Source organism: Faecalibacterium sp. An58, from assembly GCF_002161515.1.
Lineage (GTDB): Bacteria > Bacillota > Clostridia > Oscillospirales > Ruminococcaceae > Faecalibacterium > Faecalibacterium avium.
On the sequence record NZ_NFHX01000002.1, the window covers coordinates 139,337 to 154,918 of the forward strand.

The 15,582-nt window shown below is 62.6% G+C and carries 15 protein-coding genes; 2 read left to right on the forward strand and 13 right to left on the reverse strand.

Going from position 1 to position 15,582, the window contains the following annotated elements; all coding sequences use genetic code 11:
- Positions 1-1,458, reverse strand: a complete 1,458-nt coding sequence (locus tag B5G12_RS03125; protein WP_087323737.1) for a spore germination protein — start codon at positions 1,456-1,458, stop codon at positions 1-3.
- Between the two features lie 93 nt (positions 1,459-1,551).
- On the opposite strand from B5G12_RS03125, the gene B5G12_RS03130 reads away from it, so the two are divergent.
- A complete protein-coding gene (locus tag B5G12_RS03130; protein ID WP_087323739.1) occupies positions 1,552-2,256 on the forward strand; it encodes a DUF421 domain-containing protein in 705 nt (234 codons plus the stop codon).
- The gene (locus B5G12_RS14705; RefSeq protein WP_087228666.1) at positions 2,253-2,621 is read left to right on the forward strand and encodes a DUF4363 family protein; all 369 of its coding nucleotides are present in this window, start codon (positions 2,253-2,255) and stop codon (positions 2,619-2,621) included. Before B5G12_RS03130 ends, B5G12_RS14705 begins: the two co-directional genes overlap by 4 nt.
- A 56-nt stretch (positions 2,622-2,677) precedes the next feature.
- Here B5G12_RS14705 and nrdR read toward each other — a convergent pair whose 3' ends face one another.
- From nrdR to lepB, 12 genes are all read right to left on the reverse strand, one after another.
- Positions 2,678-3,139 (reverse strand): transcriptional regulator NrdR, encoded by a 462-nt coding sequence (nrdR, locus tag B5G12_RS03140; protein ID WP_087228668.1) that lies wholly within the window; start codon positions 3,137-3,139, stop codon positions 2,678-2,680.
- Between the two features lie 52 nt (positions 3,140-3,191).
- On the reverse strand, positions 3,192-5,510 hold the full coding sequence (secF, locus tag B5G12_RS03145; RefSeq protein ID WP_087323741.1) for a protein translocase subunit SecF: 2,319 nt from the start codon (positions 5,508-5,510) through the stop codon (positions 3,192-3,194).
- A 75-nt stretch (positions 5,511-5,585) separates the two neighbouring features.
- Positions 5,586-6,866 (reverse strand): aspartate aminotransferase type Ic, encoded by a 1,281-nt coding sequence (locus B5G12_RS03150; protein ID WP_087228672.1) that lies wholly within the window; start codon positions 6,864-6,866, stop codon positions 5,586-5,588.
- A 268-nt stretch (positions 6,867-7,134) separates the two neighbouring features.
- A complete protein-coding gene (clpX, locus tag B5G12_RS03155) occupies positions 7,135-8,463 on the reverse strand; it encodes an ATP-dependent Clp protease ATP-binding subunit ClpX (RefSeq protein WP_087228674.1) in 1,329 nt (442 codons plus the stop codon).
- A gap of 50 nt (positions 8,464-8,513) precedes the next feature.
- Complete coding sequence (locus B5G12_RS03160) at positions 8,514-9,113, reverse strand: ATP-dependent Clp protease proteolytic subunit (RefSeq protein ID WP_087228676.1); 600 nt, start codon at positions 9,111-9,113, stop codon at positions 8,514-8,516.
- A gap of 162 nt (positions 9,114-9,275) precedes the next feature.
- Positions 9,276-10,592, reverse strand: a complete 1,317-nt coding sequence (tig, locus tag B5G12_RS03165; protein ID WP_087323743.1) for a trigger factor — start codon at positions 10,590-10,592, stop codon at positions 9,276-9,278.
- Between the two features lie 201 nt (positions 10,593-10,793).
- Complete coding sequence (locus B5G12_RS03170) at positions 10,794-11,477, reverse strand: metallophosphoesterase (RefSeq protein ID WP_087323745.1); 684 nt, start codon at positions 11,475-11,477, stop codon at positions 10,794-10,796.
- Between the two features lie 46 nt (positions 11,478-11,523).
- Positions 11,524-12,984: a threonine synthase gene (gene thrC, locus B5G12_RS03175; protein ID WP_204245654.1), complete on the reverse strand. Its 1,461-nt coding sequence runs from the start codon at positions 12,982-12,984 to the stop codon at positions 11,524-11,526.
- Positions 12,985-13,036: 52 nt separating this feature from the next.
- Positions 13,037-13,405, reverse strand: coding sequence for a YraN family protein (locus B5G12_RS03180; protein ID WP_087323749.1), 369 nt, complete (start codon positions 13,403-13,405; stop codon positions 13,037-13,039).
- Positions 13,405-14,049 (reverse strand): ribonuclease HII, encoded by a 645-nt coding sequence (gene rnhB / locus B5G12_RS03185; RefSeq protein ID WP_087323751.1) that lies wholly within the window; start codon positions 14,047-14,049, stop codon positions 13,405-13,407. The genes B5G12_RS03180 and rnhB overlap by 1 nt, the downstream gene beginning before the upstream one ends.
- A complete protein-coding gene (gene ylqF / locus B5G12_RS03190) occupies positions 14,046-14,963 on the reverse strand; it encodes a ribosome biogenesis GTPase YlqF (RefSeq protein WP_087323753.1) in 918 nt (305 codons plus the stop codon). The genes rnhB and ylqF overlap by 4 nt, the downstream gene beginning before the upstream one ends.
- A complete protein-coding gene (gene lepB / locus B5G12_RS03195; RefSeq protein WP_087323755.1) occupies positions 14,960-15,511 on the reverse strand; it encodes a signal peptidase I in 552 nt (183 codons plus the stop codon). Before lepB ends, ylqF begins: the two co-directional genes overlap by 4 nt.
- Between the last annotated feature and the right edge of the window lie 71 nt (positions 15,512-15,582).

Consider the following 15,582-nt stretch of genomic DNA (forward strand, 5'->3'; position numbering starts at 1 on the left):
TCATTCCCTCCTCTGCCAGATATTGAAGGTCCTGCGGGACATCTTGCGGTAATCCCGCCGGATGACACCGTCGTCGGCCAGGGGCCTGTGGGGGAAGGGATAGGGGGCCAGATAGGGCACCCCCAAAGCCGATACCCCCGACAGGCTGAACAGGAACACCAGAAAGACCGCCGCCAGCCCCACCGGCCCGGCCAGCCCGGCCGCTACCACCACCAGAAGCCGCAGCAGAGTGGCGGGCTCGTAGAGGGAGGGGGTGATGAACACCGCCACCGAGGTGATGCAGGCAGTGAGGATGACAGGAGTGCTCATGAGGCCGGCGGCGATGGCCGCATCCCCGATGATGAGCGCCGCCACCAAACTGACCGAATGGCCCAGGGACTGCGGCATCCGCAGCCCCGCCTCCCGGATGATCTCCAGCATCAGGATGACCATGACCATCTCGGCAAAGAGGGGCAGAGGCGTCCCTTTTTCGGCGGCGGTGATCTTGTACAGCAGCTGGGGCGGGATGAGCTCCGGCAGGTACACCGCCAGACAGACAAAGACCCCCGGCAGAAAGATGGTCAGATAGAAGGCGGCGTATTTCATCACCCGCAGAAAGGAGGAGAAAAAGGCCGTGGTGCCGTAGTCATCCAGGCATTCAAAATTCTCGGCAAACAGGGCGGGCAGCACCATGGCAGAGGGGCTGCCGTTGACCAGGACGACGATCTTGCCCTCACAGAGTTTGGCGGCCGCCACGGCGGGGCGCTCGGTATAGCTGACGGGTGTGAAAAAGCGGTATTTGACCGGCAGCAGCCAGGGCACGAAATAGCTGGAATCCAGCAGCATCTCGGGCTTGGCCTGGCGCAGCACCCGGCGTACCTGCTCCACCATCCGCTCATCCGCCTTGCCGCGCTGGTAGCACAGGGCGTATTCGGTCTTCATGGAGGTATCGGCCTGAGCCACCTCCATCACCAGCCCGTCGGTGCGGAACAGCCGGCGCAGCAGACTGAGGTTGACCCGCAGCAGATCGGAAAAGCCTTCCCGGCTCCCCCGCAGGTTGCCCTCCCCTGCCGGTTCCCCGATGGTGCGGAACTTGAGGCTCTGGACCGAAAAGGCCACCCCCTGTCCCCAGCCGTCCAGCAGCACCACCGCAAAGCCCGCCGTCAGCAGGGTGACGGCGTCCTCCACTGTCTGTACCGGGCTGCTCTGGGCGGGCAGGTCGGAGTGGTGCATCAGATGGTCGTACACCTGGCGGCCCGCAGCGGGCGAGTCCTCGAAATCGGTAAACTGGTCCTCCCGGTTGACTGCGTCCAGCACCATCGTCCACAAGGTGGACAGGCTGGCCATGTTGTCGAACAGCAAAATGGCGGCCTGACAGCCGCAAATGCAGATCTGCTTTGCATAATAATCCGCCGAAGGGCCAAACATGGTATCGAAGGCCGCCAGGTTTTCCTTGAGATCGGCCGAAAGCTGCTGCATCTCGCACCGCCATCCTTTCTGCTGCTTGCAAGGGCAGTATGCCCGAAAGGCGGCGGATTCATACCCTGCGCCCTGAAAGGAGGCCACCACGCCTTGAAACTGCTGATCTTCCGCACCATACTGATCTATCTCTGTGTCCTGTTCGCCATGCGGCTGATGGGCAAGCGGCAGCTGGGGGAACTCCAGCCCGAGGAGCTGGTCTCCACCATGCTGATCTCCAATCTGGCGTCCATCTCCATCGAGTCGGAGGAGGTGCCCATCACGGCCAGCCTGATCCCCCTGTTCCTGATCGCGGGACTGGAGCTGCTGGGATCGGTCCTCAGCTTCCACAGCCAGCGCTTTTCCAACCTGGTGGCGGGACGGCCCAAAACCGTCATCCTGAACGGGCAGATCGACCAGCAGGCCCTGCGGATGCTCCGTCTGACCGCCGCCGACCTGCTGGAGGCGTTGCGGGGCAAGGACGTCTACGACCCCCGTGACGTAGCCTATGCCGTCATCGAGACCAATGGCAGCCTGTCGGTGGCACGCAAGCCGGACAAGGAGACGCCCACCCTGGCCGACCTGGGGCTGGCGGTCCAGCAGCAAAAGGCTACCCTTCCCTTTGTGGTGGACGGGCAGGTGCTGACCGACAACCTCACCGCCTGCGGCAAGAACGCCGCCTGGCTGGAACAGACGGCCGCAGCCCACCGTCTGCCGGTGGACCAGATCCTGGTGCTGTTGGGCAACGACACCCAGGACTATTTCCTGCTGAAAAAAGAAAGCCGTCCCGGGGACGGCGGAAAGGGGGCGGCCGGATGAAGCGGATCTGGGTCTGTCTTGCCCTGATGGCGGGCATCCTGCTGCTGACCGGATACAGCACCCGCCGGGTGCGCCTGTTTGCGGACCAGCTCTCCTTCCAGCTGGAGACAGCCGCCGAGGCCCTGCACCAGGACGACGTCCCCGCGGCCCGGCAGGCCATCCGGCAGGGCGCCCGGCTGTGCGGGCAGATGCGGCGGGAAAGCGTGCTCTATCTGCGCACCGGGGACTTCATCGAATTGGAAGCCAGCCTGCAGGCTGCCGGCAGCCATCTGGACGAAGGGGCCCAGGAGGAGGCTTTGGGGGAGCTGGGGCGGGCCTCGGTCCAGGTGGAGAACATCGACTGGCTGACCCGGCGGTGGCTTTAAAACAAAAAAGGCCGGCGGAGGAGATACGCTCTCCCCTGCCGGCCTTTTGGATGCGGTCAGGAATTGTGGTCCTTCATCAGTTTTTCCAGTTCGGTGAAAAAGCTCTCCACGTCTGCGAAGCGGCGGTAGACCGATGCAAAGCGCACATAGGCGACCTCGTCGATCTTTTTCAGCTCCTGCATGGCCAGCTCACCGATCTGCACGCTGCTGACCTCCCGGTCGTAGCCGCTGAGCAGGGCCTGCTCGATGTTGTTCACCGCTGTCTCGAGCTGTTCGTAGCTGACAGGACGCTGGGCGCAGGAGCGCAGCATCCCGTTCAGGACCTTCTGGCGGTCGAACGGTTCCCGCGAGTTGTTCTTTTTGATCACCATAAGGGGCAGCGTCTCCACGGCCTCGTAGGTGGTAAAGCGCTTGTGACAGGCCAGGCACTCCCGGCGGCGGCGGATCCGCTCTCCGTCTTCGGTGGGGCGGGAATCGATGACCTTGGATTCTTCTCCGCCGCAGTAAGGGCATTTCATAGGGTGTCCTCCGTACTCAAATCATGGGTGGCGGGCCGGCCTGCGGCGGCGCTCACTTCTTCTGCTTTTCCTTCCGGCCGTTCCAGCAGACCCAGGCGGAAGTGGACACGCACAAAGAGGTGTACACGCCGCTGACCATGCCCATCATCAGGGGGAACGCGAAGGTAAAGATGCTTTCCAGGCCATACAGCACCGAAACCACACACATGACAGCCAGGGCCGCCACGGTGGTGACGCTGGTCATCAGGGTGCGCTTGAGGGACTGGTTCAGGGACTGGTTGACCAGATCGCCAAAGGGGGCCTTTTTGCCCAGCAGCTTGCGGTTCTCACGGATGCGGTCGTAGATGACCACCGTGTCGTTGACCGAGTAGCCCAGGATGGTGAGCAGGGCCGCGATGAAGTTACCGTCCAGCGGAGCGCGCAGCACCACAAAGGTGCCGAAAATCACCATCAGGTCGTTGACCAGGGCCAGGATGGCCATGGCGCCGCCGGTCAGGCCGCCGATGTTCTTGAAGCGGAAAGCGATGTAGATCAGGATCAGCGCCAAGGCAAAGACCACCGCCACCAGGCTCTTCTGCAAAAAGCGCGTGCCCATGGCCGGGCTGACGTTGCTCAGGGACAGCTGGGCGAACTGGTTATCGGAGCAGCTGGCCGCCAGGCTGTCCAGCAGGGCCGACACCTGGTCGGTGGTGACCGTCTCGCTGCCCGGCAGGGAGATCTTGAGGGTTGCCTCGCCGGTGGCCACGTTCTCGCCGGTCTGCAGGGTCAGGTTGGTGTTGTCCAGAGCCTGCTCGGCCGCCTGCTCCACCAAGCCAAGGTCTGCCTGGCCCTGGTAGCTCAGGGTGATCATGGCGCCGCCGGTGAACTCGGTATCCATCTGGACCCCCAGCACCACCGCGCACAGAACGATGGCCGCCATCAGGCAGGAGGAGAAGGTCAGGAAAGCCTTCCGCTTGCCCACAAAGTCGATCTGCCGGGGCTCCTTCTTCTCCCGATCCGCGCCGTAGAGCCAGGGGTTCTGCAGAGCCTTGATGGCCGAAGCGCCCCAGATCATCACGCGGGTGCCAAAGACACCGAACACAAAGTTGAGCAGAACGCCGGTGAGCAGGGTGTAGCCGAAGGCGTAGATGGTACCCGCGGTGGATGCGCCAAAGGGGAAGAACACAAAATTCAGCAGGCGGGCAAAGATGCCGTCGGTGGGACCGAAAGCGCCCATCAGGACCACAGCTACAATGACGATGGTCACATTGCCGTCGATGACGGGGGTCAGGCCCCGGGCAAAGCCGGACTTCAGCGCGCCGGGCAGGGATTTGCCGTTGCGCAGCTCCTCCTTGATGCGCTCGGCGGTGATGACGTTGGCGTCAACGCCCATGCCGATGGCCAGGATGATGCCCGCGATGCCGGGCAAAGTCAGGGTAAAGCTGTTGAACACCGGGAAATAACCCGAGACGAACGCCAGAGTGGCGGCCACCTGGCCCAGCAGGCCCACGCAGGCCAGCACGCCGGGCAGACGGTACATCACCGTCATGATGGCAAAGACCACGATGAAGGCGATGATGCCGGCGAACACCATGGCTTCCAGGCTGTTCTCGCCCAGGGTGGGGCTGATGGTGGAATAGCTGTCCACCGTCAGGGCAAAGGGCAGTGCGCCCGAATTGATCTGGCGGGCCAGGGTGACCACATCATCCCGGGTGAAGCCGGAGCCTGTGATGACCGCCTGCCCGTCGGTGATGGCCGAGTTGACGGTGGCCACGCTGATGTTCTGGTCGTCCAGCCAGATGCTGATGGTGCCGCCCTCCTGGTACAGGCGGGTGGTGGCATCCCCAAAGGCCTGGGCGCCTTCGCTGTCAAATTCCAGCGCCACAAAGTATTCGGACGCGCCGCCGTCGGTCACCGGGCCGTACTGGGCGGTGGCGTTCTCCACGCTGGAGCCGTCCAGGATCAGCGCGCCGTCGGCGCTGCTCCCTTCCCGGAAGGTCAGGTATGCGGTGGTGCCGATCTCCTGGATGGCAGCCTCGGGGTCAAAGGCGGTCTCGTCCGACTGCCAGGGGAACTCCAGGATCAGGCTGTCCTGGTTGTAGTCTGCATACAGCTCATAGTCGGTGATGTTCAGGGCCACCAGGCGGTTCTCGATGACCGACTGGGCCGCGTCCAGCTGCTCGTCGGTGGCATCGAAGTCCCCCGACGGCAGGAAGGTCACATTGACGCCGCCCTTGATGTCCACGCCAAAGCGGATATCCCGGACGCCCTTGATGTAGGTGGTGGTCACGTCACCGTATTTGGCCGAAACGCCGAAGAATGCGGTGAACGCGAACGCCAGGATCAACAGCACCGCAGCGATGAGATGCCATGCTCTGCCTTTTGTCTTCATAAATTCTCGGAAACCTCCCAATTTATTCTTTCCGCCTGCCGGTTCCAATGACAGGCCAAAAGCAGTGTCGGGGCATCAGCCCTGGTTCTGGAGCAGGTGCTCCACCGTGGCCAGCCGGGTGCAGACGGTCAGCAGCTCCGAGGCCTGCTCCACCTCGCTCAGGCTGGGATAGGTGGGGGCGATGCGCAGGTGGGAATCCTCGGGATCCTTGCCATAGGGGAAGGCCGCGCCGGCGCCGGTCAGCACCAGGCCCGCCTCCTTGCACAGCTGGGCCACCCGCTTGGCGCAGCCGGGCATCACATACAGGCTGATGAAGTAGCCGCCCTTGGGGTCGGTCCAGTGGGCGATGTCCCCGCAGGGGGTCAGCTTCTGGGCAAAGGTGGTCTTGACCGCGTCGAAGCAGGGCACCAGACGGCGGCGGTGCTTGAGCATATGGGCCAGCACGCCCGCCTTGTTCTTCAAAAAGCGCACATGGCGCAGCTGGTTCATCTTGTCGTAGCTGATGATCATCACTTCAAAGCGCTTGCAGACGTACTTCATCATCCGGTCGCTGCAGGCCAGAGCCGAGACGCCCGCTCCGGGGAAGGTGATCTTGCTGGTGGAAGTGAACATGAACACGCGGTCCTCGTTGCCGTAGGGCTTGCTCTCCTCCAGCAGCACCGGGGTCTCGATGATCTCGTCGGTCAGGTGGTGGACGATGTAGGCCTCATCCCAGAAGATCTTGAAATCGGGGGCGGCGGTCTTCATCGAGGCAAAACGGCGCACCGTCTCGTCGCTGTAAGTGTAGCCGTCGGGGTTGGAATACTGCGGCACGCACCAGATGCCCTTGATGGTGGGGTCCTCGGCGGCCAGTTTCTCCACCATGTCCATATCCGGGCCTTCCGGGGTCATGGGGACGTTGATCATATCGATCCCAAACTCCTCGGTGATGCGGAAGTGGCGGTCATAGCCGGGCACCGGGCAGAGGAACTTGGGGCGGTCCACCTGGGACCAGGGGCAGGGCGACTCCGGGAAACCGAAGGTATAGCCGATGCTGACCAGGAAATACATCAGCTGCAGGCTGGAGTTGCCGCCCACAAAGACGTTTTCGGGCTTGACGCCCATCACCTCGCCAAACAGCTCCCGGGCTTCGTACAGGCCCTCCAGGTTGCCGTAGTTGCGGGCGTCGGTGCCGTCCGCAGCGGTGTAGTCGGTGGTCTTGAACAGGTCCATCGCCAGGTCCATCTGGTGGGGGCCGGGCTTGCCGCGGGCCATATTCAGATTCAGGCCCATGCCCTTGAAATTCTGATAGGCGGCGCGCAGCTTGCGCTCCTCCTCCTTCAGCTCTTCGGTGCTCATCTCCAGATAATTTGCCATTTCGCTTACTCCTTTACTATACTTTCGGTTGCCGTATCTTCACCGCATCCGTGCGCGCCGGATGCGCCCCAGGCCGCTCCCCTGCCAGAGAAAGCGGGGGGCCGGACACCATCAGCCGGCCGGGCCGGCATGATCCCAGACTTTATTATTATAGTACACTTTGCTTTGAGAAACAAGAATTTTACACGAAAAAAGCCCGGCGGGGACTTATGCCCCCTCCGGGCCCGGCGTACCGGATGCCGGCACGCCTCCGATCTGGCGGCGGGCCTCAGCTCACCGAGATCTGATTTTTATACCGCTTGCGGACTGCGCCGTATTCCATGTGGGCTTCCCCGCCCTCCACCGTATCCTGATCGATGGTCACGCGGACGATGGTGGGGTCGCTGGGCACAGCGTACATCACAGGCATCAGCAGGTTCTCCATCACGCTGCGCAGGCCGCGGGCCCCGCTCTTGCGCTCGATGGTCTTGCGTGCGATGGCGCGCAGGGCCTCGTCGGTGAACTCCAGCTCCACATTGTCCATGCCAAGCAGCGCCTTGTACTGCTTGACCAGGCTGTTCTTGGGCTCTTTCAGCACCCGCACCAGGGTCTCCTCGTCCAGGTCATCCAGGACGGTGATGACGGGCAGGCGTCCGATCAGCTCGGGGATCAGGCCGAACTTGACCAGATCGTGGGGCTCCACCTTCCGCAGCAGGGCCTTCTGGGCGTCGGAAGAATTGTCCTTCAGGGTGCTGCCGAAGCCCAGGGCCGAATTGTCGGTGCGGCGCTGGATGTACTTATCCAGCCCATCGAAGGCGCCGCCGCAGATGAACAGGATGTTGGTGGTGTCGATCTGGATGAACTCCTGCTGGGGATGCTTGCGGCCGCCCTGGGGAGGCACGTTGCTGACCGTGCCCTCCAGGATCTTGAGCAGCGCCTGCTGCACGCCCTCGCCGCCCACGTCCCGGGTGATGGAGGGGTTCTCGCTTTTGCGGGTGATCTTGTCGATCTCGTCGATATAGATGATGCCGATCTGGGCGCGCTGGACGTCAAAGTCCGCCGCCTGGATCAGCTTGAGCAGGATGTTCTCCACATCCTCGCCCACATAGCCCGCCTCGGTCAAGGTGGTGGCGTCCGCGATGGCGAAGGGCACGCCCAGCATCCGGGCCAGGGTCTGGGCCAGCAGGGTCTTGCCCACGCCGGAGGGACCCAGCAGCAGCACGTTGGATTTTTGCAGCTCCACGTCGTTGCCCTTGCCGCTCATGATCCGCTTGTAGTGGTTGTAGACCGACACCGACAGCACGCGTTTGGCGTCGTCCTGGCCAATGACATACTGGTCCAGCCCCTCCTTGATCTCCTCGGGGGTCATGATGTTGACCGGCGCCACCGCAGCCGGCTGGATGCGGCCCCGGGCGCTGGAAGCGCCGCGGCCCGGCCGATTGCCGCTGGAGCGGTCGGGCTTGTCAGACAGCAGGTCATAGCACAGGCCGATGCACTCGCTGCAGATGTTGACGCCGGGGCCAATGATCATCCGCTCGACTTCGTCCTGGTGCTTGCCGCAGAAGCTGCAAACAAGGTCTTTTTCGTTTTTGTCTCTGCCGGAATTGTTATTTGCCATAGCTGTATTTTCCTTTATTCTGCGTTTCTGCGCTCAAGGCCGCCCGATCCTCAGCGGGAGGCGATCACCTCGTCCACCAGGCCGTATTCCTTGGCCTGCAGGGCGGTCATATAGTTGTCCCGCTCGGTGTCCTGGCGCACCCGCTCGATGGGCTGGCCGGTGTATTCGCTGAGCAGGCCGTTGATCTTGTCGCGCAGATAGACGATGTGGTCGGCGTGGATCTTGATGTCGGTGGCCTGGCCCGACAGGCCGCCGCCCTGCCCGCCGGCGATCAGGGGCTGGTGGATCAGAATCTCGGAGTTGGGCAGTGCGATGCGCTTGCCCTTGGTGCCGCTGGCCAGCAGGAACGCGCCCATCGAAGCGGCCATCCCCATGCAGATGGTAGAGACGTCGCACTTGATATAGCGCATGGTGTCATGGATGGCCATGCCCGCGCTGATGGAACCGCCGGGGCTGTTGATATACAGGCTGATGTCCTTGTCCGGGTCCTGCCCCTCCAGGTACAGCAGCTGGGCAACCACCAGGCTTGCCGAGGTGTCGTTGACATCCTCGCTGAGCACGATGATGCGGTCATTCAGCAGACGGGAGAAGATATCATACGAGCGCTCTCCGTGGGCCGTCTGCTCTACAACATAAGGAACAAAACTCATTACAGTTCGCCTCCTGAAAATCAAATTCGATTTCGTTCTTTTTGCAAAATTGACCGATGCGGCCCTCAAACCGCCGCATCGGTCAATTTCAACAACTTGTGCACAGGCCAAAAGCGGCGCAGCTGCGCGCTTCATCCCGGCTTATGACCCCGGCCGGTCCGATCACTCGGCGTCGGCAGCCTCTTCGGCCTCAGCGGCCTTCTCCACGATATTGGCGTGGCTCTTGATGAAGTCGATGGCCTTGTTGACAGCCAGGTCCTTCTTCAGCTCGTCCATGTTGACCAGCTCGCGGACCTTGCTCTCCTCCATCTTGTACTGGTCTGCGATCCGCTTGATCTCAGCGTCCACATCCTCCTCGGATGCAGCGATGTTCTCAGCGGCGGCCACAGCCTCCAGGGCCAGGCGGATCTTGACCTGCTTCTCAGCCTGGGGCATGAAGGAAGCGCGGAACTGCTCCATGGTCTGGCCCATATACTTCAGGTAGTTCTCCAGGCTCAGGCCCTGCTGCTCCACACGGAACGCAAAGTCGTTGACCAGCTCGTCCATGCGGGTGTCATACATAGCCTGGGGGATCTCAGCCTCCATGCCGCCGATGACCTGATCCACCAGAGCGTTCTCCACAGCCAGGTCATCCTGCTTGTCCAGCTGCTCCTGGTCGGCCTTGCGGATGGATGCCTTGAACTCCTCCAGGGTGTCGTACTCGGAGCAGTCCTTGGCCAGCTCGTCGTCCAGAGGGGGCAGCTCCTTGTACTTGACCTCGTGCAGCTTGATCTTGAACACAGCGGGCTTGCCGGCCAGCTCATCGGCCTGGTACTGCTCGGGGAAGGTGACGTTGACGTCGAACTCCTCGCCGGCGCTGTGGCCCACGATCTGATCCTCGAAGCCGGGAATGAAGCTGCCGCTGCCCAGGGTCAGGTGATAGTGCTCGGCCTTGCCGCCCTCAAAAGCCACACCGTCGGTGAAGCCCTCGAAGTCGATGTCCACGATATCGCCGTTCTGAGCGGCGCCCTCACGGGTCAGCTCGCGGGCGTTGCGCTCCTGCACACGCTTGAGTTCGGCCTCCACAGCCGACTCCTGTACAGTATGGACCGTCTTTTCCACGGTCAGACCGGCATATGCGCCCAGCTTGACCTCGGGCTTGACGGCGACCTTGACGGTCAGGACAGCGCCCTGGTCGTCGCTGGCCGAATCCACCGACACCTCGGGACGGCCCACAGGCTCGATGCCGGCCTCTTTGACCGCAGCCTCAAACTCGCTGGGGAAGAGGTTGTTGATGGCGTCGTAGGTGAACACATCGGGGCCGTACATCCGCTCGATCAGGTGGCGGGGCGCCTTGCCCTTGCGGAAGCCGGGGACGGCATACTTCTTGCCCTCGGTCTTGAAGACCTTCAGGACCTCATTCTTGTAGGTGTCTGCATCGATGGAAAACTGCAGCTCTGCCATGCTCTTTTCGAGCTTTTCACACTTGATAAGATTCATTTGATTTTCCTCCGCTCAAATATTGGTGCTGGGGCAGAGGAATCCTCTCCCCGCATCTGCGCCGCGCGCCCATCTACTTCTCAAAGGGCGCACGCGCCTTTGGGTACGACAATCGCGTCAGCGTTTATTATAACACGTTCAGTGCATAAATGCCAGCTGTTTTTTCACATTTTGGGATTTTTCCCCTGCGCCCTGCCCGTTTCATGTGATTTTATACGGACAGAAGTGCAGTCCGTCGGCGCTGACGAGCTTATAGCGGATGCCGTCCACCTCGCCCTGCACCGCAAAACGGATGGCTTTGCCGTGCAGGTGGGCGTAAAAGCACCGTCGCACCCCGTATTCCTTCAGCACCGCCACGATCTCGGGGGCATCCGCGTTGGTGTACACCGGCGGGTAATGCAGGAAGGCCAGCTTTTCCAGGCCCGGTTCGGCGGCGTCCAGGCTCAGCCGCAGGCGGCCGATCTCCCGGTTCATCACCTTTTCATCGTGGGGTTCCCCCACATCGAACAGCCAGCCCCGGGTGCCGCACAAGGCACAGCCATCCACCGTATAGGAGTTGTTGTGCAGCAGATGCAGCGTATCAAAGCCCTCGGCCTTGAAAAAAGCGTTCATCTTGTTGGCGGTGGCCCACCAATAGTCGTGGTTGCCCTTCATGATGAGCTTCTGGCCGGGCAGGCTGTTCAGAAAGGCGAAGTCCCGGCGAGTATCGGTCAGGCGCATGGCCCAGCTGATGTCCCCTGCCAGTACCACCGTATCCTCCGGCTTGACCAGCTTGCGCCAGTTGGCCTCCAGCTTTTCCACATAGCCGCCCCATCCGGGGAATACGTCCATGGGTTTGGCGGCGCCCAGGGATAGGTGGGTGTCGCCCAGCACAAAAAGTGCCATCGGTCTCTCCTGTTCCAGGGTGTGCGGCAAGGCACACCGGTTTTATTTAAATTTGATAGCCCAGAGCGACCGCCGCGATCTGTTCCGGGTCGATGACGGCGTCGAAGCGCTCGGCCTTGCCCCGCAGGCCGGCCAGGCTGGCCGGGGCGGTGCGGCCGGTGGCCTGCTCCAGCAGGCCCATGGCCTCAAAGTCGTTCTCGGGGGCACGCTGGCCCAGGGCGGCCAGGACGCTGCGGGGGAACTTGAAGGGGGATGCGGTGGACAGCACCACCATGGGCACCCCTGCCCGCTTGTTCTGCCGTGCCACATGGAAGGCCACCGCCGTGTGGGTGTCGCAGAGATAACCGTCCTGCTGCCAGCGGGCGCGGATCTCCCCGGCCACCTGATCCTCCTCGGCATAGCCGCAGGAGAAGGTCTCCTGGATGGCGGCCAGCGTCTCGGAGCGGACGGTGTAGCTGCCCGTCTGGCTCAGCCGGGCCATCAGGGCGGCCACCTCGGTGTCGCTGCCCGTCACATGGTACAGCAGCCGCTCCAGGTTGGAGGAGACGAGGATGTCCATGCTGGGGGAACTGGTCTTGAAGAAAGCGCGCCGGGCGGTGTAGACGCCTGTGTTCAAAAAGTCGGTCAGGACGTTATTTTTATTGGACGCACAGACCAGCCGGCCCACGGGCAGGCCCATCCGTTTGGCATAGTAGCCCGCCAGGATGTCGCCGAAGTTGCCGGTGGGCACGCAGAAGTCCACCGGATCGCCCATGGCCACCTTCCCTGCCTTGAGCAGCTGGGCATAGGCCGCAAAATAATAGACGATCTGGGGCACCAGCCGTCCCCAGTTGATGGAATTGGCGCTGGACAGGCGGATGTTCTGGCCGGCCAGCTGCTCTGCGATCTGCTTATCTGCAAACACCCGCTTGACCCCGGTCTGGGCATCGTCAAAGTTGCCCCGCACCGCATACACCGCCACATTGTCCCCCTGCTGGGTGGCCATCTGCAGCCGCTGGATCTCGCTGGTGCCGCCGGTGGGATAGAACACCGCGATCTCCACCCCGGGAACGTCGTGGTAGCCGTCCAGAGCGGCCTTGCCGGTGTCCCCGCTGGTGGCCACCAGGATCAGGGTCTTTTCGGTGCGGCCCAGATTGCGCTTGGCCTCCACCAGCAGCTTGGGCATCAACTGCAAGGCATAATCCTTGAATGCGCAGGTAGGCCCGTGCCACAGCTCCAGAGCCCAGGTATCCCCTTCCACCGGGGCCAGGAAACCCGCTTTGCCCGCAAAGGCGGCGCCATAGATCTCGGCCGCCGCCCGGGCCAGGAAAGCCGGGTCGTAATCGGTGAGGTATTCCCGCAGGACAGCCGCCGCCATGGCCGGATACTCCAGCTGGCAGACCGCCTGCACATCCACCTGGGGGAAGGACTGGGGCACGAACAGGCCGCCCTCATCCGACAGGCCCTGGACGATGGCCTGCGAGGCGGACACCTGCCGGGCCGCGTCTCTTGTGCTGAAAAACTGCATTGTCAATCGCTCCTTTTCGCTCCTGGGGCGTATCCGGTGGATAGCGCCCGGGTCATCTGGCTTCAAATGCGCGTTTTATAATATGTACCATCCAGCGCCCCCCTGGCAGAGGGGTCACCTCGGCCACATCGAACCGGACCAGGCATTCGCTCTGGCCAGTCTGTTGCAGATAGAAGGCAGCCGTCCGGATGATCCGCCGCTGCTTGGCTTTGGTCACCGACTGGGCGGGCCGGCAGACCGCCTGGGGGTTGGTGCGGGTCTTGACCTCGCAGACGATGATGGTGCCCTCCGGGTCTTTGAGCACCAGATCCAGTTCCCCCTGCCGGATGGCATAGTTGTGGGCCAGCAGGGTACAGCCCTGTTGGATGTAATAGCGGGCTGCGGCCCGCTCGCCCCGGCGGCCCGTTTCGGCCCGGTCCATCACTTGTCCTCCGGCCAATAGCCCTGCTTTTTCAAAAAGCTGCGGCGGTAAAAAGACTGGATGCCGTACCGGGCGATCAGCTCATAGTGGAGTTTGGTGGGATAGCCCTTGTGTTTGGCCAGCTGGTACTGAGGATATTGGCGGTCCAGCTCGGCCATATAGCGGTCCCGGCTGACCTTGGCCAGGATGGACGCCGCGCCGATGCTGGCGCTGGTGGCATCCCCTTTGACCACAGGCTGCGCGGGCATGGCCAACCCTTCGGGGCAGCGGTTGCCGTCCACCAGCACCAGGTTGGGCACGATGTCCAGCTGCTCCACAGCCTGCCGCATCCCGCCCAGGGTAGCCTTGAGGATGTTGTCCCGGTCGATGACCTCCGGCCCCACAAAAACGATGCTGTAAGCCAGAGCCTTCCGGCAGATCTCCTCAAAAAGAGCCTCCCGTTTTTTCTCGGTCAGCTTTTTGGAGTCGTTGATCCCCCACACCGGGTCCTGCGGGTCCAGGATGCAGGCGGCCACGCAGACCGGCCCGCACAGAGGGCCCCGGCCCGCCTCGTCCACACCTGCAAAGCAGCCCTTTTCGGCCCGCACTGCGCTGTCGTACTCGTACAGCGGACGGGATATTTCCTCGTCTGTGCGGCGCTTCATCCCTGGTCCTCCCCTTCTGCGGGGTCTTCCCGGCGGGGCGGGCGCTCCAGCGTGATCCGGCCCCACTTGCAGGCCCGGAACTCATCCACCAGCATGACGGCGCACCGCTCGGTATCCACCTCGCCGCCCCGCACCAGCAGGCCGCGCCGGCGGCCGATGGCGGTCAGCAGGTCGTAGGGGGGCAGGGCCAGAGCCTCCTGGTCCAGCTTGTAGCGGCTGGCCACCAGGTCGGGATAGTAGCAGCGTACCTCATCCAGCAGGTTCATGGCCAGCTCCTCCACATCCAGGATGTCGTCCTTGATGGAGCCGATGAAGGCGAGGTTGGAGGCAATGGCCTTGGAATCAAATTTCTTCCACAGCACGCCGGGCATATCCAGCAGGTCGAACTTCTCGGTCGAGACCCACTGCTTGCCCTTGGTCACGCCGGGGCGGTCGGCCGCCTTGGCCCGGGCCGACCCTGCAAAGGTATTGATAAAGGTGGATTTGCCCACGTTGGGGATGCCGCACAGCATGATCTGGGTCTTGGCGCCTCCCATGCCGCGGGCCTGCCGGCGGGCCAGAAGGCCGGACAGTTCCTTTTCGATGGCCGAGCGGACCGCCGCGGTCCCGCCCTTGCTCTTGGCGTTGATGGCCACGCATCCGGCGTCGGCGGCGCGGAAATAGCGGATCCACTCCTCGGTGACGGCCGGGTCGGCCAGGTCGGCCTTGTTCAGGGCATAGAGCCGGGGCTTGCGGGCGGTGATCCGCTCGATCTCCGGGTTGAGGCTGGACAGGGGGATGCGGGCGTCCAGCAAGATCAGGCTGGCGTCCACATGCTGGATCTCCTGTTCCATCACCCGCAGGGTCCGGGCCATATGCCCCGGAAACCACTGGATGTTGTATTGATTGGAAAATTGCAGTTCTTCGTTTTTCACTTGACCACTCCTGCGTCCTCCAGGGGCAAAAAGCAGAACAGCACTTTGCCCAGGATATCCTCTTCCGCAATGCAGCCGATGCTGGAAGACCGGCTGTCCAGCGAAGCATTGCGGTTGTCCCCCATCAAAAACAGCTGCCCTTCGGGCACAGTATAGGGAAATTCCACATCGTAGCCCAAATAGGTGGGTTCCGCGATGTAATCCTCCTGCAGCAGCTGGCCGTTGACGGTGACGGTGCCGGCGGTGTAGTCGATCGAGATGGTGTCCCCGCCTTTGGCGATGATCCGCTTGACCAGCGGCCTGCCATAGGAGGTGTAATCGTCCACGATCACCACATCTCCCCGCTGGGGGGTATAGCCCGCCCCCCAGACCACCAGCTTATCCCCATCCCAGAGGGTGGGGTTCATCGAGCCGCCGTCCACCTGGATGATGCGGAAAAAGAAGGAGAACAGCAGCACCATCACCACCAGCGCCGAGACCAAAGCCTCGTACCACTCGATCACGGCCTGCCCGGGAGCTTCTTCCGCGCCGGGTTTTGTCTTTGCCATCCATGCCACCCCGCATTCTGTTCCGTTTCCTGTTGTATTGTACCACACACGCCGCCTCCAGAAAAGGCGTA